Genomic DNA, 25,955 nt, shown 5'->3' with positions numbered 1-25,955 from the left:
CGAGGCCGCTGACATAGAGGCATCTGATCCGCTTGGCAAGCCTCTTCGTGCAGAAGATATGCGGAAAGCGTCAGTTTGATCCCGACGCGGAGGGCCGGTCCGGAATCGAGATCTTGAAGCAGGTCGTGCCATGGCTCTCGTCGAGGGCGATCGTGCCGCCGTGCAGCTGAACGAGCTCCGCGGCGATCGGAAGGCCCAGGCCGGTGCCCCCCTTCTGGGCCGAGCCCTGGAAGGGCGTGAACAGGGTCGCCTTCGCCCGCTCGGGAATGCCAGGGCCATTGTCCTTGATCAGGATGCACACCGCGCCGCCCTCCCGAGAAGCCGATACATCGATTCGAGGGCGCCCCCCGGGCGACCCGGTCTGGCTCAGGGCCTGAACGGCGTTGCGGACCACGTTGACCAAAACCCGGGAGAGCTGGTCAGGATCGGCATCGACCATCAGGCCCTCGGGTACGCGGGCCTCGAAGGCGATGCCGACTTCCGGCGCGAGGTCCGTGAGGTTCGACAGTTCCTCGATCAGGGGTGCCAGCGGAATCAGCCGCCGCTGCGGCAGGGGCTCCGTGGCCCGGCCATAGGCCAGGGTGGTCTCGCAGAAGGCAATGGCCCGATCGAGGGTATTGACGAGCCTGGGGGCAATGCGCTGGACGCTCTCGTCGCTCACGTTGTCCAGGCGATCCGTCAGGAGCTGGGCCGTGGTGAGCATGTTGCGCAGCTCGTGATTGATCTTGCTGACAGCGAGCCCCAGCTGCGCAAGGCGGCGCTTCTGGCGCAGCTCGTCGGCGAGCGTCGTCTCCATGCGGGCAAGCGCCTGCTCGGCGAGGCCGATCTCGTCGACGCGGTCCGTCGGCTGAATGACCCGCGACGCATCCTCCGGATTGCTGGAGAATTCCGCGATGTTGCCGGTCAACCGCCGTACGGGACGCACGATCACCCATTGCAGGGTGAGATAGACGAGAAACGCCGTGATGCCGGAGATGAACAGGGACAGGAACAGGATGTTGCGCGAGAACCGGATCATCGCTTGCCGGAGCGGCGCCTGATCGAGGATCATCTCGACGAACTCTACCCCCATGCCGGCGCCGATGACGCGAATAGGCTTGTCGGCGGGGGTGAACAGCACCGAGAAGGCGTCCTGCACCAGGATCGCCCAATTGGCGTCGCGCAGATCGACCGTCTTGCTCACCTCATTCGGCATGTCGCCCGAGGCCAGCAGGCTCCGGCGCCCGCCGCCTTTCAGGGCGATGGCTTTGGCGCCGACTCCGTGTAGAAGGCGCAGCTCCAGGTCCTCGGTCAGGCTTTCCTCCGGCGCCGCATCGAGGACCATGGCGGCGATCTGTGCCGCCGCCAGACGGTCGTTCAGCCACGTCAGCCGGAAATTGGCCACGGACGGCACATAGATGAGCACCTCCGCGATCATCACGAAGAGCACGGTCAGAAGGAGCAGACGGGCTGAAAGCCCGAACTGGCTCAGGATGCGTCCTGTGAGAGTGGTCGACTCGCGGCTCATTCCCGTTTCATTCCAGGCGGCGGAGCCCAAAGGCCGGTCGCCGCGTTCATGAATTGTGGGCCGGCGATTCGAGAAACGCCACCGCCGCGCCCAACATGGGCTGGGATAAAGGGAGCTGGGAAGGAATCAATCCCGAAAGCGGAGCTCCCTCCCGGCTCCGATGCCCTACCCTACCGTACTTGGCCTTCACCCATGGCCGGAGTCTCGCCTGCGCCAGTGCTTCAGCGCAACCGGCGCCAGCGCCAGCACGCCCAGGATGGCGAGGGCGATGAGGAGTTCAGGTGTCATCAGGGTCCGTGGGTCGAAAGCGTCCACACAATCGCTTCTCCCGGCCGCTCGGCACGCGGCCAGGAGCGCCTCGTGCCGGGACAGAGCTTCGTCCAGGCCCGAACCGGCGAAGGCGAAGGCGAAGGATACCGGCAGGATGCCCAATTGGGTCGCGAGAACGAAGGTCCTGGCCGGCATGCCGAAGAAGGCTGCGGCGAGATTCGTCAGCCAGAAGGGAACGGCGGGAATCAGCCGCAGCGAAAGAAGATAGAAGAAGGCCTGCTTCCGGAAGCCCGCCGCCAAGGCCTGGATCCTTCCACCCGCCTTCTGCAGCAGAGATTCCCCCAGCGACGTGCGGGCGATCAGGAAGAGGCCGGTCGCCCCGAGGGTGGCCGCCACGGAGGCCGCAAGGCCGCCAAGCACCCAGCCGAACAGATAGCCGCCGATGGTCGTCAGGAGAGCGGAAACCGGCAGGGACAGGGTGACTCCCGCCACGTAGACCACGCCGAACAGGCCAAGCATGGCCAGGCGATGGGCGGCCACGTGCTCCTGCAGCCATGCTTCGTATTGGATGAAGGTTTCGAAGCTCAGAGAGCGATGCAGGCCCGAGGCGAAGAAGGCTCCCACAGCCAGGACGAGAACCCCGAGAGGCAGGATTCGCAGGAGACGGACCGTTCCCTTTGGGCTATGAGGGCTTTGCTGCGGATCGACCACGACTTCTCCTTGGTTTCAGGCCCAATGTAGGGCTTGGCGCCGGCGGGCCTATGGACCGGGCACCTCAGGCGAAGCCGCCGGGCCGATTGCCGCATAAAGGCCAGAGCGGCGTTGACTTTGCCCCTCCCTTCCTTCATAAGCCCGCAAGCTGACAGCGCTCTTCTGGGGCGCTGATCGTTTTTTCGAGACAGTTTCGGGGGCAACCCCAACTCAACCAGACGGGCGCGAGCCATCGAGCACCGCTGCCCCATTCGACCGGAGATGTGCCGTGAAGAGGACGTATCAACCGAGCAAGCTGGTTCGCAAGCGCCGCCACGGCTTCCGTGCGCGCATGGCGACCAAGGGTGGCCGTAAGGTCATTGCCGCTCGCCGCGCCCATGGCCGCAAGCGCCTTTCGGCGTAAGCAGCTTAAGGATCGCCCGATGCGCGAACCTCGCGCAGAGCAAAGCCTCGGGCGTCTGACGAAAAGACCTGACTTCGTCGCGGCGGCCTCTGGCCGCCGCTTTCATACCGAGCGGATGTCGGTTCAGGCTCGGCTGCGCGAGGGCTCGGGCCTCGGCCTGCGCTTCGGCCTCACGGTGACGAAGCGTGTGGGCCACGCCACCGAGCGCAACCGGATCAAGCGCCGGCTCCGGGCCGCCCTTCCTGCGGCGGGCCAGGATTACGCGAATATCGATGCGGACGTCGTCATCATCGGACGACGCGATATCCTCTCCGCCGATTTCGATCTGCTCATCGACGATCTCAGACGCGCGCTGCGGACGGTCACCAAGCCGAAGAGCGCGCCGTCGGCAGAGCGTCGGCCCCCTTCCTCACCTCCCCCCAACGGCGAGCGTCGCGGACATTCCCATGCGTGAAGACAACAAGAACCTCATCGTCGCCATCGCGCTATCGCTGGCGATCTTGCTAGGCTGGCAATACTTCTATGCGGCTCCCCAGGCCGAAAAGCAGCGGCAGGCCGCCCAGCAGGCGCAGTCCACGCAGGTGAACCCCACGGCACCGAATCCTCCGGCGAGCCCGAGCCAGGCCGGTGGCGCGTCCCCGACGGTGCCGGGAACCGTCCCGAGCACGCCGGCGGCTCCGACCACCCAATCCCGTGAGGCGGCGCTCGCCGCCTCGCCGCGCGTCACCATCGACACGCCCGCGATCTCCGGCTCGATCAATCTGCGCGGCGGCCGCGTCGACGACGTGTCCCTCAAGCATTATCGCGAGACGGTGGATCCCAAGAGCCCGATCATCGTGCTCCTCTCGCCCACCGGCACCCAGAACCCGTACTACGCCGAGTTCGGCTGGGTCGGCGCCGAAGCTGGCAGCCTGCCGAACCAGAATACGGTCTGGACTGCGGACAAGACCTCCCTGACCCCCGGCAGCCCCGTGACCCTGACCTGGCAGAATGACCAGGGCCTGGTCTTCCGCCGCACGATTTCGGTGGACGACAAGTACATTTTCACGGTCAAGGACGCGGTCGAGAACCGGGGCACGGCTCCCGTGACGCTGCAATCCTACAGCCTGGTTTCTCGCCACGGAAAGCCCGTGACCCTCGGCTATTACGTCCTGCACGAAGGCATGATCGGCGTGCTCGGCGACAACGGGCTCCAGGAGGTCACCTACGCGAACCTCGACAAGAAAGAGCCGATCTCGGGCGGCAGCACGGTCGGCCAGATCTGGAACTCGGTCACCGGCGGCTTCCTCGGCATCACCGACAAGTACTGGGCGGCGGCGGTCATTCCCGACCAGTCACAACCCTTCCAGGGCTCGTTCACGTCGCAGCAGGGCCAGACGGCGGACCGCACCTATCAGGCCACCGTGGCCGGTGCGTCGCAGACGCTCCAGCCCGGCGCCACCACGGAAGTGACCCAGCGCCTGTTCGCCGGCGCCAAGGAAGTCGCGACCGTCGACGCCTATCACAGCGCCCTGAACATCAAGAACTTCGATCTCCTGATCGACTGGGGCTGGTTCTACTTCATCACCAAGCCGCTCTTTAAGGTCCTGGATTTCTTCTTCCGCCTGTTCGGCAATTTCGGCATCGCGATCCTCCTCGTGACCGTGATCCTGAAGGGGCTATTCTTCCCGCTCGCCAGCAAGTCCTATCGCTCCATGGCGAAGATGAAGGCTGTGCAGCCGGAAATGGCCTCGATCCGCGAGCGCTATGCTGACGACAAGATGAAGCAGCAGCAGGCGCTGATGGAGCTCTACCGCAAGGAGAAGATCAACCCGGTCGCCGGCTGCTGGCCGGTGCTGATCCAGATCCCGGTGTTCTTCGCGCTCTACAAGGTGCTCTTCGTCACTATCGAAATGCGCCATGCGCCGTTCTTCGGCTGGATCCGCGACCTCGCGGCCCCCGATCCGACCTCGATCTTCAACCTGTTCGGACTCCTGCCCTACAACCCGGGCGCGGTGCCGGTGATCGGCCACTTCCTGATGCTGGGCGTCTGGCCGATCATCATGGGCATCACCATGTGGCTGCAGATGAAGATGAACCCGGAGCCGCCAGACCCGGTGCAGAAGCAGGTCTTCTCTTGGATGCCGGTGATCTTCACCTTCATGCTCGGCTCGTTCCCGGCCGGTCTCGTGATCTACTGGGCCTGGAACAACCTTCTCTCGGTGAGCCAGCAGGCCTTCATCATGAAGCGCAACGGCGTGAAGATCGAGCTCTGGGACAACCTGCGCAAGACCTTCAGCCGCAAAGCGAGCCCGGCCAAGGGCTGAGCGGCGACCGGCCGAGACCAGTAAAGAACCCCGGGCTCAAACCCGGGGTTTTTCTTTGTCAGGGTCTCACAAGGCCTTTGAGCTTCAGGTGCTGGAGCAGCATGATGGTCTTGCCGTCGATGATCCGGCCCTGCTCCACCATCGCGAGGGCTTGATCGAGGGCCATTTCCAGCACCTCGATATCCTCTCCCTCATGCCTGTCGCCGCCTCCGTCGCCGATCCGATCCTCCGGAGCATACCGGGCGACGAAGAACATCAGCCGCTCGGTCACGCTGCCTGGGCTCATGAAAACGTGGAAAACGGGCTCGGTGTCGCGGAGCCGGTAGCCGAGCTCCTCCTCCGCCTCCCGGCGAATGCAGGTCTCCGGGTCGTCCCTGTCGAGAAGTCCCGCACAGGCCTCGATCAGGGGCTCGGGATGGCCGCTCACATAGGCCGGCAACCGAAACTGCCGGACGAGCAGGACCGTGCCGCGCTCCGGGTCGTAGGGCAGGATCACCGCCCCGTGGCCGCGGTCATAGGTCTGCCGAACCTGCCGCTCCAGGCTGCCGTCCCGGCGGCGGTAATCGAAGGTGAATTTTCTGAGGATGGCCCAATCGTCGGAGAGGACCTCGACCGAGCGGATGAGAATGGGGTTGTCCGTCATGTGCGCATTTCCGTCATGTCCAAGGCGACACAGCATGGCGACTGCCCGGCCGAATGCACTCCTCCGGTTTAGTGCAAGAGTGATAGATTTCTGGCAGGAGCTGTCAGACAGGATGGTCGGCGATCGATCACGTGGCTTTCAACGGGAATCGCTCTACATGATCGCCGATCGGAAACCGGAGACGGGCTGGCCATGGATACCGGGCGGCATGAGAAGCAGAGGCCCGAGAGGGCGAGCGAGATCGAGCTGAAGCTGGAACTCGCCGCAGATGCCGCATGGGAACTCCTCCGCCATCCGGTGATGTCAGAGGCCCGGGCGCTTCCCGACCAGGGCGGAGCCCTCCACGCCGTCTATTACGATTCCCCGGACGGCGCCCTGCACCGGGCGGGGCTGACCCTCCGGGTCCGGGAGCGGAACGGTCGCGGGATCCAGACCATCAAGGCGGAACGCAAGGCGCGAGGCTTGGCTCTCGACAGGGGCGAATGGGAAACCCCGGTCGAGGGTGGGCCCGATCTCGCGGCTGCCGCCGGCACCCCCTTGGCTCCGCTCGTCGCCAAAGAGGCCATCCGCCAGGACCTCAAGCCTGTTTTCACGGTCGACACGGACCGCCGGGCCTTCGAGATCAAGCACGACGGCGCCACGATCGAACTCGCCCTGGACGAGGCCAGAACCTCCACCGAGAGCGGCGCGGAGCATTTCTGCGAGGTCGAGCTGGAGTTGAAGGACGGCCATCCGTCTGCCCTGTTCTCCCTCGCCGACGACCTTGCGGACAGCCTCCCGTTCCGACTCTCGCCCGTGACGAAATCCGAGCGAGGCTACCGGCTTCTCGGCCAAGGCGACGACGCGCCGGTCAAGGCCGGTCGGGTCGTCATCCCGAGCCAGGCCTTATGCGCGGAGGCGTTCCAGACCATCGCCCGGTCCTGCCTGTCCCAGATCATCCGCAACGAGGCTCTCCTGCGCCGAAGCAGCGATCCCGAGCTGGTGCACCAGACCCGGGTCGGCTTCCGCCGGCTCAACGCGGCAATCTCGCTGTTCGAGCCGATGCTGCGGGACCGGGACAGCAAGGTCATCCGGGCCGAGATCCGATGGGCGGGCAAGAAGCTCGGCCGGGTCCGCGACCTCGACGTCCTGATCGCGCGGCTGCGGAAGGCCGACGACCATGAAAAAGGCCCGCAGGTGCTGGAAGAGGCCGAAAGGCTACGGGCGAAAGCCTTCGAGATCCTTCTGAAGACCCTGTCCAAGCCCCGCTTCATGCGCGCGGTCCTGAAGGCCGCGACATGGATCGAATCCGGCCGCTGGCTCACGCGACGCAAGCCATCCGTCAGGGCCGCGCGGGAGCTGCCCGCCCAGGCGCTGGCCGTCGAGGAATTCTCGCGCCGCTGGCAGCGGATCCGGCAGGGTGCGCGGCGGATGGCCGACCTGGACGCGGAAAACCGCCACAAGCTCCGCATCCGCATCAAGAAGCTGCGCTACGGCGTGGAGTTCTTCGCCACCCTGTTCCCGGGCGTTCCGGCGAGGAAGAGCCGCAAGGCGATGCTCGACCTTCTCGAGGGCCTGCAGGACATGCTGGGCAAGCTGAACGACATGGAGGTGGGCAAGACCTTGCTCGAGCCCCCATTCCGAAAATTGGTCCGGAAGGCCGCCGGCGACACGAAAAGGCGCGAGCGCAAGCTCATGACCCAGGCGAAAAAGGCCTCCAGGAAGCTCGCGAAGGCCGAACCGTTTTGGGCTCCGTCTCCCTGACGGTCCGAAAAGCTTGAGCGGGATGCCTTGAACTCCGGCCACCAAGCGTCGATAAGAGCCTCATGACCGATATGGAACCTGATACCGACCCCTTTCTCGAGATCGGCCGCAAGCTCTTTGCCGGCGAAGCGGATTTCATCTGGGCCGCGAACTCCCTGAAGAACCTGCCGCCCATGAGCAAAGTGGAGATCGCCTTCGCAGGGCGCTCCAACGTCGGCAAGTCGAGCCTCGTGAACGCCCTGACCGGGCGCAACACACTGGCCCGCACCTCGCATACGCCAGGCCGCACCCAGCAGCTCAACTTCTTCAACGTCAACGACCGCTTCCACCTGGTCGACATGCCCGGCTACGGCTACGCGGCCGTCGACAAGCAGAAGGTCGCTGCCTGGACGCAGCTGATCCATGATTATCTCCGTGGCCGCGCGAGCCTCGCCCGCGTCTACGTGCTGATCGACGCCCGCCACGGCATCAAGCCGGTGGACGAGGCGGTTCTCGAGACCCTCGGCACGGCCGCCGTCTCCTACCAGATCGTCCTGACGAAAGCCGATGAGCTGAAGAAGGACGAACTCGACAAGCGCATGGCCGACACCCTCCAGAAGATCGAGAAGCGTGCCGCCGCGTTCCCCGAGATCCTGCCCACGTCGAGCCGCACGGGCTTCGGCATCCCCGAGCTGCGCGCCGGGATCGCCAGGCTCCTGAGCGAAAGAGGCGCGGGATGAACCTCGCCGCCCGGGTCCTGATCGTCCTGGCTTCGCTCTCGGGCCTCCTCGGCGTCGGCCTGTCGGCGGCTGCGGCCCACATCGCGGGCGGGAATCTCGCCACGGCGGCGCAGTTCCTGCTCTTCCATGCCCCTGCCCTGCTGGCCCTCGTGGCCCTGATGGCGGCCGGAGCCGTGAACCCCATGCTGGCCCAGATCGCCGGCTACGTGCTGGTGCTCGGCCTGATCCTGTTCTGCGGTGACCTTTCCCGCCGGGCCTTCTCGGGTGTGGCGCTCTTCCCCAGGGCCGCGCCCACGGGCGGCGTCCTCCTCATGCTGGGCTGGCTGCTCGTCGGAATCTCCGCCCTTCTGCGCCTGAGGGCCTGAAGTCCTGTTTGCAGCCGCCTTCCCTCGAGCGGGCGCATCGTATGCATAATGCGCCCGTTGGTTAAGGTGAAGCATCGGATGGATCCCGAAAGTGCATTCCACTTTTGGGTCCGATGCTCTAGAAGGCAGGCCGTTTGATACCGATCCCCGAGCGGAGCCGTTCATGTCCGATCCGTCCATCCCCCTTCCCGACGTTCATGTGCAGGCCGAGGTGCTTGTCCAAGCCCTGCCGCACATGCAGCGCTATGACCAGCAGGTGGTGGTGATCAAGTATGGCGGCCATGCCATGGGCGACCGTGCGGCGGCCGAGGACTTCGCCGAGGACGTGGTGCTGCTCGAGCAATCGGGAATCAAGCCGATCATCGTCCATGGCGGCGGACCGCAGATCGGCAAGATGCTGGAGAAGCTCGGCATCAAGTCCGAGTTCAAAGGTGGCCTACGCGTCACGGACGAGGCCACGGTCGAGGTCGTCGAGATGGTGCTCGCGGGCTCCATCAACAAGCAGATCGTCGGCTGGATCGGCGCCGAGGGCGGCAAGGCCGTCGGCCTGTCCGGCAAGGACGGCAACATGGTCACGGCCCGAAAGGTCACCCGCACGGCGGTCGACCCGGATTCCAACATCGAGAAGGTGGTGGATCTCGGCTTCGTGGGCGAGCCCGAGCACGTGAACCGGGCCGTCCTGGACCAGGTTCTCCAGGCCGAGCTGATCCCCGTCCTCGCCCCGGTGGCAACCGGGCATGACGGCCAGACCTACAACGTCAATGCCGACACCTTCGCGGGCGCCATCGCGGGCGCCATGACGGCCAAGCGCCTCCTGTTGCTCACGGACGTTCCGGGCGTTCTCGACAAGAACAAGAACCTGATCCCGGAAATGACCATCGAGGATTGCCGCCGCCTCATCGCCGACGGCACCATCACGGATGGCATGATCCCCAAGATCGAGACCTGCATCTATGCCCTGGAAAAGGGCGTGGAGGCGGTTGTCATCCTCGACGGCAAGGTGCCGCACGCGGTGCTGCTGGAGCTGTTCACCGATCACGGCGCGGGCACGCTGATCCGCAGGGGGTAGGGCATCGTCTGGAAAAGTGGGCCCGGTTTTCGCTGACGCGGCCCTCCGGGTCCGGCCCGAACGATGCTCTCATCTATAGACGAAGCATCGGACCCAAAAGTGCAAGTCCACTTTTGGGTCCGATGCTGTAGAGCGTCACCCTTCACGGATCGGCCGAAAGAGCCTATATATCTGTCAGTGGGGCCGCACGGCCCCACTGTCGTCTTTGGGATCCATGAACGCTAAGCCGTCTATCGAAAATCACCTGTCCTCGCCCGACTCCCGCCCCTTCGCCCATGTGGAGACGTGGGTCTTCGACCTGGACAACACGCTCTATCCGCACACGTCCCGGATCTGGCCACAGGTCGACGAGCGGATCACGCTTTATGTCGCCAACCTGTTCGGCATCGACGGCCTGTCTGCCAAGGCGCTGCAGAAGTACTTCTATCACAAGCACGGCACGACCCTGCGGGCGCTCATCGAGGAGCATGACGTCGACCCGACCGACTTCCTCGATTTCGCCCACGACATCGACCACACGGATATCGAGCTGAACCACAGCCTGGGCGAGGCCATCGAGAAGCTGCCCGGCCGCAAGCTCATCCTCACCAACGGCTCGCGCAAGCACGCGGAGAACGTGGCGCGGAAGATCGGCATCCTCGACCATTTCGAGGACGTGTTCGATATCGCCGCCTCGAACTTCGTGCCCAAGCCCGACCGGCGCGCCTACGAGACGTTCCTCGACAAGCATGGGGTGGAGCCGGCCCGCGCGGCCATGTTCGAGGACATCGCCAAGAACCTTACGGTGCCGCACGAACTCGGCATGACGACCACTCTCATCGTGCCCAAGACCTTCGACCCGTTCCGCGAGAGCTTCGAGCAGGAAGCCGTCCGGACGCCGGAGATCGACTACATCACCAACGACCTAGCGGATTTTTTGCGCGCCTATGCGTTGCCGGTGAAGTAGAGACGGGAGCGACATCCGCCACGTCCTGGCCGGCCTTGTGCCGATGATCCTGGCTTCTTCTCACACTCCGACCTCATCCTGAGGAGCCGCTGAAAGCGGCGTCTCGAAGGAGCTTCAAGCGTGCACTGGATCCTCCTTCGAGACGGTCGCTTCGCGACCTCCTCAGGATGAGGGTCTACGGGTTGATCCGGCCATGACGGCTTCAGAGAAATCGTCACGCCAAAACAAAAATGGCACCCTTTCGGAGGCCATTTCCGTTTCATCTGACAAAGACCTTACGCGGCCTTCGTGTTGATCTTGCTCTCGGCGATCCGGTTGAGCTTCTGATCGGTGGACTTTTCCTGATCCAGGATCTGGTGCAGCACACCGGCGCAGTCTTCGCGGCCGAGCTGCTTGGCCCAGGCGACGAGCGTGCCGTAGCGGGTGATCTCGTAGTGTTCGACCGCCTGAGCGGCGGCCAGGAGCGCCGCATCGAGAACCTGCGGGTCGTCGATGTCGCCTGCGATCTCCTGGGCTTCGTCGATGATGCCGTCGATCGCCGGGCAGGTCACGCCCTTCGGGTCGTGGCCGTGCATGCGGAACACCTGCTCGACCATCTGGATCTGCTGCTGGGTTTCGCCGAGGTGGGTCTGGAACGCCTGCTTCAGCTGCGGGTCGCTCGCCTTCTCGATCATCTCCGGCAGCGCTTTCGTGATCTGCTGCTCGGCGTAGTAGATGTCCTGCAGGGTGTGGATGAAGAGGTCATCCAACGACTTGATGTCCTTCGAGAAAAGGCCCATAGCGCAATCCTTCCCAAAATCCGTGATGTCTGATCGTCAAACGCCATCATCTCGATGGCGTGTCGTGCAGCGTGGGAAGAACGTTGCGGGCGAAGGGCGGTTCCCGGCGCCAACCTTCATGAACGCACCGTCGGGTGCTTTTATTCCACGGCCCGGAGATTCCGGCCCTGGAGGCGCAGCCACTCGGCCCGAGCCTCGGTTTCATTCTCGTCGAATTCGAGGGTCTCGATCTTCTGACCGCGCTTGACGATCTTGTCGGCCGAGACCCGGATCTGCGACACGTCCTCCTGGGCCTGCCGGAAGTGAGTGTCGAGCTTCGCCACCCGGGCATCCAGGCGCACCACGTCCTCCAGGAGCTTCTGCACCTCGACCTGGATCACCCTTGCCTCCTCGCGGATGCGGGCATCGCGGACCAGGGCCTGCATCACCTGGATGGCGAGCGTCAGGAGCGAGGGCGACACGATGACGATGCGGGCGCGATGCGCCTTCTGGACGACGTCGTCGAAATGCTCGGCCAGATCGGCATAGATCGATTCCGCCGGGACGAAGAGCATGGCGATGTCCTGGGTCTCGCCGGGGATCAGGTATTTCTCGGCGATGTCCTTCACATGCACGAGCATGTCGTTGCGCACCTTCGTGGCCGCGCGGCTGCGCGCCTCGTCGCCCTTGGCCTCGCGGAAGAGGGTGAAGCCCTCCAGCGGGAACTTGGCGTCGATCACGAGGCCGCGCCCGTCGCCGGGCAGGCGCACGAGGCAGTCGGGCCGCGTGCGGTTCGACAGGGTCGCCTGGAACTCGAAGGCATTGGCGGGCAGCCCATCGCGGACGATGGCCTCCATCCGCCCCTGCCCGTAGGCGCCCCGGGTCTGCTTGTTGGAGAGGATGTCCTTCAGCCCCACGATCTCCCCGGTGAGGCTCGTCAGGTTCTGCTGCGCCGCGTCGATCACGGCGAGGCGCTCGTTGAGCTTCGAGAGGTTCTCCGTCTGATGGCGCGTGGAGGCCTCGAGCCCCTGCCCGACCCGGTGCTGCAACCCGTCGATCCGCTCCGAGATCATGCGGACGAAATCGCTCTGGCGGGAGCCGAAGACCTCGGCCATGGTCCGCATCCGGCCGGTCATTTCCGACTGGATGCGGGTGAGCTCGGCCACCTTGTCGTCCATCTCCCTGGCTCGCTCGTCCGCGATGGCGGCCTCCAGGGCCCGTTCCCGGCGGGTCCGCAGGAGCAGCATCGTCACGATGAGGAGAAGGACGAGGCTTAAGCCGGCCATGCCCATGACGATCTGCCCCCAGGTCAAGGGAGTCTGGCCGAGGATCAGGACGACATCGTTCATGGGATTATGGTTCCGGTGGACGGCGCATCCGAACACAAGTGCCTCGTGGGGCAAAGCGGAATCCCCTTTTCCGCGGAAACGATGCACTTATGAATGGCAAGCATCGGACGAGGCCCGGAAGTGGATCCGCTTTTGGCGCCGATGCTCTAGATGAACGATTTGACCATCCTTCCTCGAGCGCTTATCTCCCGCGATCATGAGCATCAGACCCCTCGTCATCATCCCCGATTCCAAGCTCCGCCTGGTGTCCGAACCCATCACGGACATCTCGAGCGAGATCCGCCAGCTGGCCGACGACATGCTGGAAACCATGTACGACGCCCCCGGGGTCGGCTTGGCTGCCATCCAGATCGGCGTGCCGGTCCGCATGGTGACCATGGACGTGTCCAAGTCCGACGACGAGCGCCAGCCGATGGTGCTCATCAATCCGGAGATCACCTGGGCGTCGGAGGAGAAGCGGGTCTACGAGGAGGGCTGCCTGTCGATCCCCGAATATTACGAGGAGGTCGAGCGTCCCGACCGGGTGCGGTTCCGCTTCATGAACCTACAGGGTGAGACCATCGAACAGGATGCGGACGGCCTGCTCGCGACCTGCGTGCAGCATGAGATCGACCACCTGAACGGCGTCCTGTTCATCGATTACCTGTCGAAGCTCAAGCGCGACCGGGTGATGACCAAGTTCAAGAAGGTGGCCAAGCGCGAGGCCGGCGCATGAGCCTGCGCGTCGTCTTCATGGGCACGCCGGATTTCGCCGTGCCGACCCTGTCCGAGATCGTCGGCCAGGGCCACGATGTGGTGGCCGTCTATACCCGCGCCCCCGCGGCGGCCGGCCGCGGCATGGAGCTGAGGCCCTCCCCCGTCCACCAGATGGCGGATCGCTTCGGCTTTCCGGTGCTGACGCCGAAAACCCTGCGGACGGACGAAGCCGCCGAGATCTTCCGCAGCCACAACGCCGACGTGGCCGTGGTGGTGGCCTATGGCATGTTGCTGCCGAAGGCCATCCTGGAGGCGCCGGAGCTCGGCTGCCTCAACCTTCACGCCTCCCTGCTCCCGCGCTGGCGCGGCGCTGCTCCGATCCAGCGGGCGATCATGGCCGGCGACCGGGAGACCGGCGTCGCCGTCATGAAGATGGAGGAAGGCCTGGATACCGGCCCGGTCGCTATGGTCGAGCGGGTGGCGATCGCGCCCGACATGAACGCGGGTGAGCTCCACGACCGGCTCATGGTCCTGGGCGCCGACCTTATGGTGCGGGCGCTCGCTGCCCTCTCCCGCGGGGGCCTGGGCTTCACGCCCCAGCCCGAGGAAGGCGTGACCTATGCCCACAAGCTCAAGAACGAGGACGCGCGGATCGACTGGTCGAAACCGGCTCAGGCCGTTCACGACCACATTCGTGGTCTCTCGCCCTTCCCGGGTGCTTATTTTACGGCCGATTTCGGCAAGGGGCCGGAGCGGGTGAAGGTTCTTAGGGCTATCCTGGGAAAAGGTTCAGCTTCGCCCGCGACTCTGCTCGACAACGATGGTACAATATCCTGTGGCGAGGGTGCGATCCGCCTGATTCAGGTTCAGCGTGCCGGAAAAGGCCCCGTGGCTTTCGAGGAATTCCTGCGGGGTGTGAGGCTTGGTCCGGGCGCCCAATTTGCGTGAGGTCCGGCATGGAGGTTCGCCTGGAGGAAACTGCCGACTGGTCCATCCTCTATGCCATCTACTCCGCCTCGTTCGGACAATTGGCGGAGGCGGACCTCGTGCGGAACATGCACCGGGACGGCGATCTCATCCTCTCCCTGGTCGCCCATGCCGATGAGCCGGCCGGCCATGTCGCCTATTCCCGCCTGATCCTTCACGAGAGCCCGTCCGTCAAAGGTGCGGTCCTGGCCCCGCTCGCCGTCGCTCCCGCCTACCAGAAGCGGGGCATCGGAGCGGCTCTCGTCCGGGACGGCCTGGTGCGCCTCGCGGACGACGGCTACGATCTCGTCCTGGTGCTCGGCGAACCGCAGTATTACGGCCGCTTCGGCTTCACCCCGCGGCTGGCGGAACAGGTGAAAACGCCCTATGACGGGCCTTATCTCCAGGCCCTCGCGCTTTCCGACAAAGGCAAAGCCGCCCATGGCTCGGTAACCTACGCCAAGGCCTTCGCAGAACTGGAATAACATGCCTCGCTACAAGCTTGTCGTCGAATACGACGGCACGCCCTTCACCGGTTGGCAGCATCAGACGAACGGGCTCTCCGTACAGCAGGCGGTGGAGGATGCCATCGCGCGCTTCACCGGTACGACGGTCCGCATCCACTGCGCCGGACGGACGGATTCAGGCGTTCACGCCACCCATCAGGTGGTTCATGTGGACCTGGAGAAGGAATGGCGGCCGGACACGGTGCGCGATGCCACGAACGCTCATCTGAAGCCAGCCCCCGTAGCCATCCTCTCGGCGGAAGCCGTGCCGGAGACCTTCCACGCCCGCCTGTCCGCCGTGAAGCGCCACTACGTCTATCGCATCCTCAACCGCCGCGCTCCCCCGGCGCTGGAGGCGAACCGGGTCTGGCACGTGGCCTGGAAGCTCGATGCCGACGTGATGCACGAAGCCGCCCAGACGCTGATCGGGCGGCATGACTTCACCACGTTCCGGGCCGCCGAATGCCAGGCCAACAGCCCCGTGCGGACCCTCGACCGGCTCGACGTGGAGCGGATCGGCGACGAGATCCGCATCTATGCCTCCGCCCGGTCCTTCCTGCACCATCAGGTGCGGTCCATGACGGGAACCCTGGAGCGGGCCGGCGCCGGGCGCTGGTCGGTGGAGGATGTGCGTGCCGCGCTCGATGCCCGAGACCGCAGGCGCTGCGGTCCGATGGCCCCTTCGACGGGCCTCTACCTGATCGGCGTCGATTATCCCGAGCTGTAAAGTCTTGTCTGTCGCATCTTTCCACGCAAAACCGGTTCCCACTTTTGCGCTCTATGCTTCAGCCTAACAGCCCCCGCATCGCCGTTCCGATGACGGAGTTGAGCATGATGCCGAGCACCACGATGCCGAGTGCCGGCAGGCTCGCGATCTTTAGCGTCTCCTTGGTGGCGAACCACTGCATCCGCACGATGATGATCGCGAAGGCGAGGCCGAACAGGCTGGCGAGCCCCGGAGGCGCCCATCCGAGCAGCATGAGCATGGCCGGCACGGAGAGGACCAGCATGCCGATGACGGAGATCCAGTTCGTCACGATGACGAAGGGCACATAGGACTTCTCGAGCCGGAACCACCGGGCGATCCCGATCATGGCGACCGGCAGGGCGATGAAGCCCGCCACATGGCCGAGCGCCACGACGAGGTCGATCCAGAAGCTGTCGAGAAGCGGACGGTCCGGCTGGAGGAGGCCGAGGCGGAGGCGCTCGAAGGCGAGGGAGACCACATAGGCCGGAAGCGTCAGCCAGATCGCCGTGAAGGAGCGCCAGAAGCCCCGCTCACTCATGTCGAAGGATTTCAGGCCCTCGGACCTGCTGTTGAGCAGGTCGAGGGTTCCCCGGAACGAGCGGTTGACCTCATCAGCCGTAACGATCATCGGCGGCCTCTTTTCGAAGACGATTGCCCTCGAAAATGGATGGCGCCTGCAAAACGTTCCGGCCTTTCTTCGACTTTAGTTTAAACAGCCAAGGTCGGAGCTCAGCCTCGCCGGGCGAAATAGGCCTCCAGCACCTTGCGGTAAATCGTTGCGAGGCGATCCAAATCGGCGACGGCCACCCGCTCGTCGACCTGGTGCATGGTCTGTCCCACGAGACCGAACTCGACCACGGGGCAGTCCTTCACGATGAAGCGAGCATCCGAGGTGCCGCCCGTGGTGGAGAGCTTCGGCTGCGAGCCGGTCTCGGCCCTGATGGCATCGGCGATGAAGCCCACGAATTCGTTCGGCGGCGTGAGGAAGGCGACCGCGTTGGTCGGCTCCGTCGTCAGGGCATAACGCACATTGTTGCCGGCAGCCTCCCGCAGGCGGCGTTCGATCTTCGCCTCCAGGCTGTGGGGCGTCCAGAGGTCGTTGAAGCGGATGTTGAAGGTGGCCCTCGCCTCGGCCGGGATCACGTTGGATGCCGGATTGCCCACGTCGACGGTGGTCACCTCCAGGTTCGAGGCGTCGAAATGATCCGTTCCCCCGTCGAGCGGCTCCTTCAGGAGCCCATCCAGCAGGCGCATCAGGCCCGGAATGGGATTGTCCGCGAGATGCGGATAAGCCACGTGCCCCTGCTTGCCCTCGACCACGATCCGACCGGTGAGCGACCCGCGCCGCCCGATCTTGATCATGTCGCCAAGCTGGTTCGGGTTAGTCGGCTCGCCCAGAATGCAATGGTCGAACCGCTCGCCGCGCCCCTTGGCCCATTCGAGGAGCTTCACCGTGCCATTGACGGCCGGCCCCTCCTCGTCCCCGGTGATCAGGAAGCCGATGGAGCCCTTGAAGTCGGGATTGTCGCGGATGAAGGCGAGCGCCGCCGCCATCATGCAGGCGATGCCGCCCTTCATGTCGACCGCGCCGCGCCCATAAAGCTCGCCGCCATGGATCTCGCCGCCGAACGGATCGTAGGTCCATCGAGCCGCATCGCCCGGCGGAACCACGTCCGTATGTCCGGCGAAGAGCAGGTAAGGCTCGCCTGAGCCGTAGCGGGCATAAAGGTTCTCGACATCGGGCGTGCCGGGCTCGGAGAAGACCGGCCGATGTACCTCGAACCCCGCCTCCTTCAGCACTCCCTCGATGAAGGCAAGCGCCCCGCCCTCATCGGGCGTCACCGATGGGCAGCGCAGGAGGGATTGGGCGAGAGCAAGGGGTGAGGTGTCGTGCGTCATGCTTTCATCAAACATGACGCAAAACAAAATCCAAGCCTTTGCTTAGTACTAAGGAACGAGTTTTTACCTCTTAATCGAGAGGCTCAGGCCCAAAGCGGTTGGGGCCGCTTTGTCCGCGCATCACACCAAAAAGGTATAGCGTAGAGATCAGTACCACCAATCCCGGCGCAGCAAGCAAAATGCTATAGATGCGGGGTCCTTCGGCAAGAAGAATATTGGGTAGAAGTCGGCGGATCCAAAAGAGACATAAGCTGATCGCAGCGAACCCCGCCAACCCTAGCCAGCCGGTCTGCCCACGGTCATGCATCCGTCTGATGTGCAACGAGGAGACGGAAACGACGAATCCAGATGCAGCCATGGCAAGCAATGCCTGCTTGACGAGCAGGGCGGCATCACTTTCGCTAGACTTCAAAAAAATTGAGTCAGCAATGAAGAAAACCGTTACTGCAGCAAACAAATTGACGACTATTCCACCGCAATAAACAGTACGCCCAATTCGACCATAGAAGCTGAAGAACAGTCGCAGGAAGTTCATAAAGCACCCGTCTTAATGATACGTCATATCATTAAGACGGGTATAAAGCCTGATCTCTAATCCCGCAACAGCTCGTTGATCCCTGTCTTCGCGCGGGTCTGGGCGTCGACGCGCTTCACGATGACGGCGCAGTAGAGCGACGGGCCGGGGGTGCCGTCCGGAAGCGGCTTGCCGGGGAGAGAGCCGGGGACGACCACGGAATAGGGCGGCACGCGACCGATGAAGACCTCGCCGGTGTTGCGGTCGATGATCTTGGTCGAGGCCGAGATGAACACGCCCATGGAGAGCACCGAGCCTTCGCCCACGACCACGCCTTCCACCACCTCGGAGCGGGCGCCGATGAAGCAATTGTCCTCGATGATGGTGGGATTGGCCTGGAGCGGCTCCAGCACGCCGCCGATGCCGACGCCGCCGGAGAGGTGAACGTTCTTGCCGATCTGGGCGCAGGAACCCACCGTCGCCCAGGTGTCGACCATGGTGTTCTCGTCCACATAGGCGCCGAGATTGACGAAGGACGGCATCAGCACCACGCCGGGCGCGATATAGGCGCCGCGCCGCACGGTGCAGTTCGGGACGGCGCGGAAGCCTGCGGTTTTGAACTCTGCGTCGGACCAGTTGTCGAACTTGGACGGCACCTTGTCCCACCAGACGGCATGGCCCGGACCGCCCTTGATGACGCTCATGTCGTTGAGCCGGAAGGACAGCAGCACGGCCTTCTTCAGCCATTGATGCACCTGCCACTCGCCGCCGGTCTTCTCGGCCACGCGCGCCTTGCCGGAATCGAGAAGGCTCATCGCCTCCTCGACGGCTTCGCGGATGGCACCCGTCGTCGAGGGGCTCACATTGGCCCGGTCGTCCCAGGCGGCGTCGATGGTGCGGGCGAGATCGGCGGTGGACATGGGCAACTCGGGTCAGGGTTTCGTTGCCGCCTGATTAGCAACGGCGCTCAAGCCTGTCACGTCATCATGTGCCCAATATGCGATGTGAAACCCTCCCACGTCATGGCCGGGCTTGTCCCGGCCATCCACGCCTTGACCCACGCTCCGAGTAAGACGTGGGTCCCCGGGACAAGCCCGGGGATGACGACGGAGAGATGTGTTTTAGAACGCCGTGCGCTGCCGGATCGCCGCCGAGAGCGTGCCCTCGTCGAGATAGTCGAGCTCGCCGCCGACCGGGACGCCGTGAGCGAGCTTGGTCACCTTCACGGGAAGGTGGGCGAGAAGCTCGGTGATGTAATGGGCCGTGGTCTGGCCGTCGACCGTGGCGTTGAGCGCCAGGATCACCTCGTTCACGCCGGGCTCCGACGCGCGGGCGACGAGGCGTTCCAGGTTCAGGTGCTCGGGCCGCACGCCGTCGAGCGGCGAGAGCACGCCGCCGAGCACGTGATACTTGGCGTTGACGGCGCCGGATCGCTCCAGAGCCCAAAGATCGGACACATCCTCCACGATCACGAGGATGGACGGATCGCGCTTGGCATCCCGGCAGACCGTGCAGGGATCCGACGTATCGACATTGCCACAGGTCGAGCACACGACGATGCGCTCGTTGGCGATGCGCATGGCATCGCTCAACGGGTTGAGCAGCGTCTCGCGCTTCTTGATGAGATGGAGCGCCGCGCGCCGCGCGGAGCGCGGCCCCAGGCCCGGCAGGCGGGCGAGGAGCTGGATCAGGCGCTCGATCTCAGGGCCGGCAACGTGCTGAGCCATTCAAGTTCTCTTTTGCTTTTGTCGCATCGCTCGGTGCGAAGAACCCGTATCGACTTCTTCGCGCGATGCTTCGCTCAGAACAGCTTCAGGCCCGGAGGAAGCGGCAGGCCCTTGGTGATGCTTTCCATGCGCTCCTGGGTGACGCGCTCGGCTTTGCCGCGGGCATCGTTCATGGCCGCCACGATGAGATCCTCAAGGATCTCCTTCTCGTCCGGATTCATGAGCGAGGGATCGATGTTGATGGATTTCAGGCTGCCCTTGCCGGTCACCTTCACGGTCACGACGCCGCCGCCGGCACTGCCGTCGACTTCGAGGGTGTCGAGCTCGGCCTGGGCGTCCTGCAGCTTCTGCTGCATGGCCTGAGCCTGCTTCATCAATCCCATGATGTCCTTCATGACGGTGTCCTCAATCTCGAAAAGAAAATCAGAAAAGATCGTCGTCGTCTTCGGCCTCGTGCGCGGCCAGCGCATCGGCCTCGCCGAGGATCTCGGTTTCCGCATCCTCGCCGGGCTTCTCCGCCCGCTCGATCACGTTCACGATCTGCGCGCCGGGAAACTTGGTCAGCACCGCCTGCACGAGCGGATGGTTGGCGGCGCCTTCCTTGCGCTCGCGCTCGGCCTCGACCGCCTTCTCGTGCAGGGTCGCCTGGCCCTCCTCCGAGGACAGGGCCACCATCCAGCGCTCGCCCGTCCATTGCTGCAGGGCGCGGGTCAGGTCATTGGCGATGGTGCGGCTGCCGGTGTCGGTGAGGCTGAGCTCGATGCGGCCCTCCTCGAAGCGCACGAGGCGCACGTCCCGTTCGAGCTGCGCCTTAAGGACGATCTCGCGCTTCTCGCCGGCGAGCGCCACCACGTCCTCGAAGCGGCGAAGCCGCATGGTCGGCTCGGGCTGCGCGGCTTGCGGGCGCGGCTGGGGATAGGGCTGCGACGTCGCGAGCGCCATGTTGCCGGACGTGGCGGGACCGGACGGCCGGGGCGAAGGCGCCGAGGCGCCGCCGGCGGGAACCGGCGCGCCGTCCTTCAGGGCGCGCAGGGCCTCGTCCGGGGTCGGCAGATCGGCCGCATAGGCGAGGCGCACGATCACCATTTCGGCCGCCGCGATGGGGCGGTTCGAGGATTGCACCTCGGGAATGCCCTTGAGGAGGATCTGCCAGGCGCGCGACAGGGTCCTGACCGAGAGCTTCTGGGCGTAATCGGTGCCGCGCGTCCGCTCGATCTCGGAGAGAGCAGGATCCCTGGCGGCCTCCGGAATCAGCTTGAGGCGCGTGACCACATGCGAGAAGGCCGCGAGATCGGACAGGATCACGGCCGGGTCCGCACCGGCATCGTATTGCGAGCGCAGGCCCGCGAAGGCCGCAGGCACGTCGCCGCGCATCACGGCCTCGAAGAGGTCGATCACCTGCGTGCGGTCGGCAAGCCCCAGCATGTCGCGCACGGTGTCGGGCGTCACGACACCGGCGCCGTGGGCGATGGCCTGGTCCATCAGCGACAGGGAATCGCGCGCTGAGCCTTCCGCCGCGCGGGCAATGGCGGCGAGCGCTTCCGCATCGGCCTGCACGCCCTCGGCATTGCAGATGCGGCCCAAATGGGCCACGAGCTTGTCCGCCTCGATGCGGCGCAGGTCGAAGCGCTGGCAGCGGGACAGGATCGTGACGGGGACTTTCCGGATTTCGGTGGTGGCGAAGATGAACTTCGCGTGCGGCGGCGGCTCCTCAAGCGTCTTCAGGAAGGCATTGAACGCCTTCTCCGAGAGCATGTGGACCTCGTCGATGATGTAGACCTTGTATCGGGCTGAGACCGGCGAATAGCGGATGCCGTCGATGATCTGGCGGACGTCGTCGATGCCCGTGTGAGAGGCCGCGTCCATCTCCAGCACGTCCACGTGCCGCGATTCCATGATCGCCTGGCAATGGACGCCAAGTTCCGGCATGTGGATGGTCGGCTGACCCGAGCCATCGGCCTTCTGATAATTGAGGCCACGGGCCAGGATGCGGGCCGTGGTGGTCTTGCCGACGCCGCGGACGCCGGTGAGCATCCAGGCCTGCGGGATGCGCCCGGTCTCGAAGGCGTTCGAGAGGGTGCGCACCATCGCCTCCTGACCGATCAGGTCATCGAAGGTTCGAGGGCGGTATTTTCGGGCAAGGACGCGATAGGGGGAGGCCTGCGCTGCGGAAGCAGCCGCTGGAGCGGGCGCGGCGGGGAAGCCCGGCAGGGCCGGCTCGTCGTTCGGGGGCGTGCCGGCTGTGGTATCGTCCATCGACTGCAAGGCTTTGGAGAATCGCGAAAGGTGGGAGGCTGGACGAAGACCCGTTCGGTCTCGTTAGGGCTGCTTCCTTCCGGACCTGACCCGGTTGGCGAGTGAGACGTCCCTCGCCAACCTCCCACCGGCTATATGGGCGTATCGCCCGAGAAACGCAAGTTGGAAACGAAGCGCCCGGGCGGTCATCCCCGCTCTCCACCGGGCTCTTCGAGGAACGAAGCGGAACACAGGCTGACACGACGCCTAAGGCGCGCTTACATGGCGCCATGACATTCACGCTCGATTCCCGGCTCGAAGCCGACACGATCCCGGTCGGTGACCTCGCCCTCTCGTCCGTCCTGCTTCTGAACGACGCACGCTTTCCCTGGTTCGTGCTGGTGCCGCGGATTGAGGGGGTGAGCGAGTTTACTGACCTCTCGGAGGCCGATTACGCCCAGCTCGCTCAAGAGATCCGCATCGCCACCAAGGTGATGCTGGAGCTCTCGAAGCCCGACAAGGTGAATGTGGGGGCGCTGGGCAACATCGTGACGCAGCTTCATGTGCATGTGATCGGGCGCTTCCGCTCCGATCCGGCCTGGCCCGGCCCCGTCTGGGGGCACGGCACCCGCACCCCCTATCCCGACCACGCGGCGACGGCCCTGATCGAGCGCGCCGCAGCCCTTTTCGCAGCGGCCTGACCCCATGACCCGACCCATCGCCTATATCTCGAACCCGCTCGTCCGCCACAGTGCCGAGCGGGACCCGGAGGCCCTTGCCAACGCAGTGCGGGATCCGCGCACCGCCATGGTGGTCCTGACCGGCGACCTGCCCGTCCTCCAGGTGGGCGAACCGGGGACGAGCCTCCTGCCCGCCTCGATCCTCGACCGCCTCCCCGGCCATCAGGAGCAGGTCTTTCTCGGCACGCTCGGCGACCGCCCCGTGGTGGCGACCCTAGCGGTGCCCGAGGCGGCGGAGTCGTTTCAGGACGATCCGTCCTTCGCGGTCGTGGACCTGCGCTCCATCGCGGTGCGCAGCCTGGTTCCGGCGGAGGAGCTCGGGCTGCTCGCCATGGCGAAATCCCTGCTCGACTGGCACCGGCGGCATCGCTTCTGCGCCAATTGCGGCGCGCCGACGCGATTGGCGCAGGCCGGTTTCCGGCGCGACTGCGCCTCCTGCGGGGCCCAGCACTTCCCCCGCACCGACCCGGTGGTGATCATGCTGATCACGCAGGGCGAAAAATGCCTCATGGGCCGCCAGCCGCGCTTCGCCGAGAAGATGTATTCCTGCCTCGCCGGCTTCCTGGAGCCGGGCGAGACCATCGAGGATGCAGTGCGCCGGGAGACCTTCGAGGAGGCCGGCATCAGGGTCGGCGCGGTACGCTACATGACCTCCCAGCCCTGGCCCTTCCCATCCAACGTCATGATCGGCTGCATCGGCGAGGCGCTCACCGACGAGATCGCCTTCGACGGCGAGGAGCTGGAGGACGCCCGCTGGTTCACCAAGGACGATGTCCGGCGGATGCTAGAGGGCACCCACGAACAGTTCAACGCCCCCTCGCCTATCGCGATCGCCCACCATCTGGTCCGGGAGTGGGTGAAGAATTAAGGATCCTTAGAAAACCCCACCTCGAACTGGTAGGCGACCTCGACAACGATCTGGCCGCGCAGGTCGAAGGATTGTTCGGCGCCCGGCTGCCCGCCGAGGATCTCGTAGAAGCGGCGGGCGGACAGGTTGTCCTTGAGCACCCAGAGGCCCACGGAGCGGAAGCCGTGCCGGGCCAGATGATCGAACACGCCGCGCATCAGCCTCAGGCCGATGCCCTGGCGCTTGACCCTGTCGAGCAAATAGATGGCGAAGATTTCGGTCTCGGTGCCGAGGGGCTCGGCATTTTCGCGGCGGATCGGCCCGCCATGGGCGAAGCCGACGATCTCGCCGTCCTCCGTTTCCGCGACGAGGAGTCTGGCCCTTGGGTCGAGCTGCGTGAAGACGTCCTGCCATAGCCGTTGCCGCTCCTCGACGGAGAGGCCTTCGAGCGCCTCCGGGCGGAGGAAATCCTTGTAGGATTCGCGCCAGCCCTGGACGTGAACGCGCGCGATCCCGCCGACATCGGCCTCGGCCGCGTCGCGGACGAGGATGCTCACGCAGCCGCGTCCTTGATCTTCTCGCGGAACGGGTCGGCCGGATAGACGCCGAGGATGCGCAGTTCCCGGGAGAAGAATTCCAGCTCCTCCAGGGCCCGCTTGAGGTTCGCGTCCTCCGGGTGGCCGTCCACCTCGGCGTAGAACTGCGTCGCCAGGAACTCGCCCTCGAGCATGTAGCTCTCGAGCTTGGTCATATTGATGCCGTTGGTCGCGAACCCGCCCAGCGCCTTGTAGAGCGCGGCCGGCAGGTTGCGGACGCGGAACACGAAGGAGGTGACAGTCGGCCCCTGCCCGGCGGGCGCCCAGTACGGCGTCTTGGACAGGATCACGAAACGGGTGGTGTTGTGCGTCTCGTCCTCCACGTTCTCGGCCAGGATGTTCAGGCCGTAGATATCGGCCGCCATGCGGGGCGACAGCGAGGCCCGGGTCGGGTCCTTCCACTCGGACACCTCGCGGGCGGAACCCGCCGTGTCACCGGCCACATGGGCCTTGAGCCCGAGCTTGCGGATGATCTTGCGGCATTGGCCCAGGGCATGGACGTGGCTGTAGACGTCCTTGACGGTGCCGAGATCCGCACCCGGGATCGCCATGAGGTGGAAGTGGATCGGCAGGAAATGCTCGCCGAGGATGTGCAGGCCGGAGGTCGGCAGCATGTGGTGGATGTCGGCCACGCGCCCGGCGATGGAGTTCTCGATGGGAATCATGGCGAGGCCCGCCGTTCCCTCGTTCACGGCCGCCAGGGCGTCCTCGAAGGTCGGACAGGGCAGCGGCTCCCAATCGGGACGCGCCTCCGAGCAGGCGGTGTGGGAATTGGCGCCCAGCTCGCCTTGAAAGGAAATAAGCTTGCTCATGATGTCCTCCGCGCTGCGAGGATCTCGCGCGCCCTGTCCAGATCGTGGGGCGTATCGACGCCGAGCGGCACGTCGTCGACCACGACGGCGTCGATCCGCATGCCGGCCTCGAGCGCCCGCAGCTGCTCCAGCCTCTCGCGCATCTCCAGGGGAGACGGCTTGAGGCCGACGAAACGCTGCAACGCCCTGCGGCGATAGGCATAGAGGCCGATGTGATGATAGAGCGGACCTTCGCCGTAGGGCGCAGTCGCGCGGGTGAAGTAGAGGGCGCGGAAATGCCCGGCCGAGAGCGGGCTGCCCACCATCTTCACCACGTTGGGATTGGTCCTCTCCTCCTCCCGGGCGATCACGGCCACCAGGGTGGCGATATCGACCGCCGGGTCCGAGAGCGGGACGATGGAGGCGGCGATCGCCGCCGGATCGATGGTCGGCAGGTCGCCCTGGACGTTCACGATCACGTCATGCCGCCCGTCCGGGTCGAGCTTTTCCACAGCCTCGAAGATGCGGTCGGACCCGGAGGCATGGTCCGCCCGGGTCATGACCGCCTGCCCGCCGGCCCGGGTCACCGCCTCGGCGATCTCGGGGGCGTCGGTCGCCACGGCCACGGGGCCGATTCCCGCCTCCACGGCCCGGCGCCACACATGGACGATCATGGGTTCGCCGGCGATCTCGGCCAGAGGCTTGTTCGGAAGCCGGGTCGCGGCAAGGCGGGCGGGGATGAGGACGATCGGGTCGGACATGGGGCTGCTTGTTCAGAAAAGTGCGCGGTCCTTAGCAAGGCGGAGGTCGTTTGTCATGGGCTCGACCGGGATCTTCGGCCGGCTCACCGCGTTCGGGACCGGTGCTGCGACCACGAGAACGGCGAAAACTCCTGGAAACC

29 protein-coding genes and 1 other RNA gene are annotated in these 25,955 nt (G+C 65.1%); 14 read left to right on the top strand and 16 right to left on the bottom strand.

Annotated features, from left to right (window positions below; genetic code table 11):
• Positions 1 to 70 precede the first annotated feature (70 nt).
• Both OC446_RS07255 and OC446_RS07250 read right to left on the bottom strand, forming a co-directional pair.
• On the bottom strand, positions 71 to 1,507 hold the full coding sequence (locus OC446_RS07255) for a sensor histidine kinase (RefSeq protein WP_262028380.1): 1,437 nt from the start codon (positions 1,505 to 1,507) through the stop codon (positions 71 to 73).
• 186 nt (positions 1,508 to 1,693) lie between these two features.
• Complete coding sequence (locus OC446_RS07250) at positions 1,694 to 2,488, bottom strand: TVP38/TMEM64 family protein (protein WP_262028379.1); 795 nt, start codon at positions 2,486 to 2,488, stop codon at positions 1,694 to 1,696.
• Positions 2,489 to 2,756: 268 nt separating this feature from the next.
• Between OC446_RS07250 and rpmH the strand changes: the two genes are divergently transcribed.
• From rpmH to yidC, 3 genes are read left to right on the top strand one after another with little or no spacing between them, the layout of a single operon-like run.
• A complete protein-coding gene (gene rpmH, locus OC446_RS07245) occupies positions 2,757 to 2,891 on the top strand; it encodes a 50S ribosomal protein L34 (RefSeq protein WP_027314822.1) in 135 nt (44 codons plus the stop codon).
• 19 nt (positions 2,892 to 2,910) lie between these two features.
• Positions 2,911 to 3,345 carry a ribonuclease P protein component gene (rnpA, locus tag OC446_RS07240; RefSeq protein ID WP_262028378.1) on the top strand — a complete coding sequence of 145 codons (435 nt, stop codon included), beginning with the start codon at positions 2,911 to 2,913 and terminating at the stop codon, positions 3,343 to 3,345.
• Positions 3,338 to 5,197 carry a membrane protein insertase YidC gene (gene yidC, locus OC446_RS07235; RefSeq protein ID WP_262028377.1) on the top strand — a complete coding sequence of 620 codons (1,860 nt, stop codon included), beginning with the start codon at positions 3,338 to 3,340 and terminating at the stop codon, positions 5,195 to 5,197. Before rnpA ends, yidC begins: the two co-directional genes overlap by 8 nt.
• Before the next feature lie 58 nt (positions 5,198 to 5,255).
• Here yidC and OC446_RS07230 read toward each other — a convergent pair whose 3' ends face one another.
• Positions 5,256 to 5,840, bottom strand: coding sequence for an NUDIX domain-containing protein (locus OC446_RS07230; protein ID WP_262028376.1), 585 nt, complete (start codon positions 5,838 to 5,840; stop codon positions 5,256 to 5,258).
• A gap of 192 nt (positions 5,841 to 6,032) precedes the next feature.
• On the opposite strand from OC446_RS07230, the gene OC446_RS07225 reads away from it, so the two are divergent.
• The 5 genes from OC446_RS07225 to OC446_RS07205 all read left to right on the top strand — a co-directional run bounded on the left by OC446_RS07225 (position 6,033) and on the right by OC446_RS07205 (position 10,682).
• Positions 6,033 to 7,583: a CYTH and CHAD domain-containing protein gene (locus OC446_RS07225; RefSeq protein ID WP_262028375.1), complete on the top strand. Its 1,551-nt coding sequence runs from the start codon at positions 6,033 to 6,035 to the stop codon at positions 7,581 to 7,583.
• Positions 7,584 to 7,645: 62 nt separating this feature from the next.
• Complete coding sequence (yihA, locus tag OC446_RS07220) at positions 7,646 to 8,302, top strand: ribosome biogenesis GTP-binding protein YihA/YsxC (protein ID WP_262028374.1); 657 nt, start codon at positions 7,646 to 7,648, stop codon at positions 8,300 to 8,302.
• Positions 8,299 to 8,667 (top strand): DUF423 domain-containing protein, encoded by a 369-nt coding sequence (locus OC446_RS07215; protein WP_262028373.1) that lies wholly within the window; start codon positions 8,299 to 8,301, stop codon positions 8,665 to 8,667. Before yihA ends, OC446_RS07215 begins: the two co-directional genes overlap by 4 nt.
• A 163-nt stretch (positions 8,668 to 8,830) precedes the next feature.
• Complete coding sequence (gene argB, locus OC446_RS07210) at positions 8,831 to 9,736, top strand: acetylglutamate kinase (RefSeq protein ID WP_262028372.1); 906 nt, start codon at positions 8,831 to 8,833, stop codon at positions 9,734 to 9,736.
• Between the two features lie 214 nt (positions 9,737 to 9,950).
• Entirely contained in the window at positions 9,951 to 10,682 is a 732-nt protein-coding gene (locus OC446_RS07205) for a pyrimidine 5'-nucleotidase (RefSeq protein WP_262028371.1), read from the top strand.
• A 275-nt stretch (positions 10,683 to 10,957) separates the two neighbouring features.
• Here OC446_RS07205 and OC446_RS07200 read toward each other — a convergent pair whose 3' ends face one another.
• Complete coding sequence (locus OC446_RS07200; RefSeq protein WP_262028370.1) at positions 10,958 to 11,461, bottom strand: ferritin-like domain-containing protein; 504 nt, start codon at positions 11,459 to 11,461, stop codon at positions 10,958 to 10,960.
• A 140-nt stretch (positions 11,462 to 11,601) separates the two neighbouring features.
• The gene (locus OC446_RS07195) at positions 11,602 to 12,789 is read right to left on the bottom strand and encodes a DNA recombination protein RmuC (RefSeq protein ID WP_262028369.1); all 1,188 of its coding nucleotides are present in this window, start codon (positions 12,787 to 12,789) and stop codon (positions 11,602 to 11,604) included.
• A gap of 196 nt (positions 12,790 to 12,985) precedes the next feature.
• Here OC446_RS07195 and def point away from each other — a divergent pair, with 196 nt between their 5' ends.
• Genes def through truA form a run of 4 tightly spaced genes read left to right on the top strand, consistent with a single transcriptional unit; the run spans position 12,986 to position 15,684 of the window.
• On the top strand, positions 12,986 to 13,504 hold the full coding sequence (gene def, locus OC446_RS07190) for a peptide deformylase (protein WP_262028368.1): 519 nt from the start codon (positions 12,986 to 12,988) through the stop codon (positions 13,502 to 13,504).
• The gene (fmt, locus tag OC446_RS07185; protein ID WP_262028367.1) at positions 13,501 to 14,433 is read left to right on the top strand and encodes a methionyl-tRNA formyltransferase; all 933 of its coding nucleotides are present in this window, start codon (positions 13,501 to 13,503) and stop codon (positions 14,431 to 14,433) included. Before def ends, fmt begins: the two co-directional genes overlap by 4 nt.
• 8 nt (positions 14,434 to 14,441) lie before the next feature.
• A complete protein-coding gene (locus OC446_RS07180; RefSeq protein ID WP_262028366.1) occupies positions 14,442 to 14,936 on the top strand; it encodes a GNAT family N-acetyltransferase in 495 nt (164 codons plus the stop codon).
• A 1-nt stretch (position 14,937) separates the two neighbouring features.
• Complete coding sequence (gene truA / locus OC446_RS07175) at positions 14,938 to 15,684, top strand: tRNA pseudouridine(38-40) synthase TruA (protein WP_262028365.1); 747 nt, start codon at positions 14,938 to 14,940, stop codon at positions 15,682 to 15,684.
• 58 nt (positions 15,685 to 15,742) lie between these two features.
• Here truA and OC446_RS07170 read toward each other — a convergent pair whose 3' ends face one another.
• The 8 genes from OC446_RS07170 to ffs form a co-directional block, all read right to left on the bottom strand.
• A complete protein-coding gene (locus tag OC446_RS07170) occupies positions 15,743 to 16,333 on the bottom strand; it encodes a hypothetical protein (protein ID WP_262028364.1) in 591 nt (196 codons plus the stop codon).
• 101 nt (positions 16,334 to 16,434) lie between these two features.
• Positions 16,435 to 17,604 (bottom strand): succinyl-diaminopimelate desuccinylase, encoded by a 1,170-nt coding sequence (gene dapE, locus OC446_RS07165; RefSeq protein ID WP_262028363.1) that lies wholly within the window; start codon positions 17,602 to 17,604, stop codon positions 16,435 to 16,437.
• A 70-nt stretch (positions 17,605 to 17,674) separates the two neighbouring features.
• A complete protein-coding gene (locus OC446_RS07160) occupies positions 17,675 to 18,139 on the bottom strand; it encodes a DUF805 domain-containing protein (RefSeq protein WP_262028362.1) in 465 nt (154 codons plus the stop codon).
• 56 nt (positions 18,140 to 18,195) lie between these two features.
• Positions 18,196 to 19,038 (bottom strand): 2,3,4,5-tetrahydropyridine-2,6-dicarboxylate N-succinyltransferase, encoded by an 843-nt coding sequence (gene dapD, locus OC446_RS07155; protein WP_262028361.1) that lies wholly within the window; start codon positions 19,036 to 19,038, stop codon positions 18,196 to 18,198.
• Between the two features lie 201 nt (positions 19,039 to 19,239).
• On the bottom strand, positions 19,240 to 19,845 hold the full coding sequence (recR, locus tag OC446_RS07150) for a recombination mediator RecR (RefSeq protein ID WP_262028360.1): 606 nt from the start codon (positions 19,843 to 19,845) through the stop codon (positions 19,240 to 19,242).
• A 74-nt stretch (positions 19,846 to 19,919) separates the two neighbouring features.
• Entirely contained in the window at positions 19,920 to 20,240 is a 321-nt protein-coding gene (locus tag OC446_RS07145) for a YbaB/EbfC family nucleoid-associated protein (RefSeq protein WP_262028359.1), read from the bottom strand.
• 28 nt (positions 20,241 to 20,268) lie between these two features.
• Positions 20,269 to 22,101, bottom strand: a complete 1,833-nt coding sequence (locus OC446_RS07140) for a DNA polymerase III subunit gamma/tau (protein ID WP_262028358.1) — start codon at positions 22,099 to 22,101, stop codon at positions 20,269 to 20,271.
• Between the two features lie 28 nt (positions 22,102 to 22,129).
• Positions 22,130 to 22,228, bottom strand: an RNA gene (gene ffs, locus OC446_RS07135) — signal recognition particle sRNA small type.
• 142 nt (positions 22,229 to 22,370) lie between these two features.
• On the opposite strand from ffs, the gene OC446_RS07130 reads away from it, so the two are divergent.
• Together OC446_RS07130 and nudC are read left to right on the top strand one after the other, a co-directional pair.
• A complete protein-coding gene (locus OC446_RS07130; RefSeq protein WP_262028357.1) occupies positions 22,371 to 22,781 on the top strand; it encodes an HIT domain-containing protein in 411 nt (136 codons plus the stop codon).
• 4 nt (positions 22,782 to 22,785) lie between these two features.
• The gene (nudC, locus tag OC446_RS07125) at positions 22,786 to 23,688 is read left to right on the top strand and encodes an NAD(+) diphosphatase (protein ID WP_262028356.1); all 903 of its coding nucleotides are present in this window, start codon (positions 22,786 to 22,788) and stop codon (positions 23,686 to 23,688) included.
• Here nudC and OC446_RS07120 read toward each other — a convergent pair.
• The 3 genes from OC446_RS07120 to OC446_RS07110 are packed head-to-tail and all read right to left on the bottom strand — an operon-like array spanning position 23,685 to position 25,815.
• Positions 23,685 to 24,224 carry a GNAT family N-acetyltransferase gene (locus tag OC446_RS07120; protein WP_262028355.1) on the bottom strand — a complete coding sequence of 180 codons (540 nt, stop codon included), beginning with the start codon at positions 24,222 to 24,224 and terminating at the stop codon, positions 23,685 to 23,687. The two genes, nudC and OC446_RS07120, sit on opposite strands and share 4 nt — an antisense overlap.
• Positions 24,221 to 25,075: a prephenate dehydratase gene (locus OC446_RS07115; RefSeq protein ID WP_262028354.1), complete on the bottom strand. Its 855-nt coding sequence runs from the start codon at positions 25,073 to 25,075 to the stop codon at positions 24,221 to 24,223. Before OC446_RS07115 ends, OC446_RS07120 begins: the two co-directional genes overlap by 4 nt.
• Entirely contained in the window at positions 25,072 to 25,815 is a 744-nt protein-coding gene (locus OC446_RS07110; RefSeq protein ID WP_262028353.1) for a 3-deoxy-manno-octulosonate cytidylyltransferase, read from the bottom strand. The genes OC446_RS07115 and OC446_RS07110 overlap by 4 nt, the downstream gene beginning before the upstream one ends.
• Positions 25,816 to 25,955 lie beyond the last annotated feature (140 nt).

It is taken from the genome of Microvirga sp. Mcv34 (assembly GCF_024519725.1).
Lineage (GTDB): Bacteria > Pseudomonadota > Alphaproteobacteria > Rhizobiales > Beijerinckiaceae > Microvirga.
The sequence above is the reverse complement of the archived record's forward strand: the minus strand, read 5'-3'. Positions and strand labels throughout refer to the sequence as shown.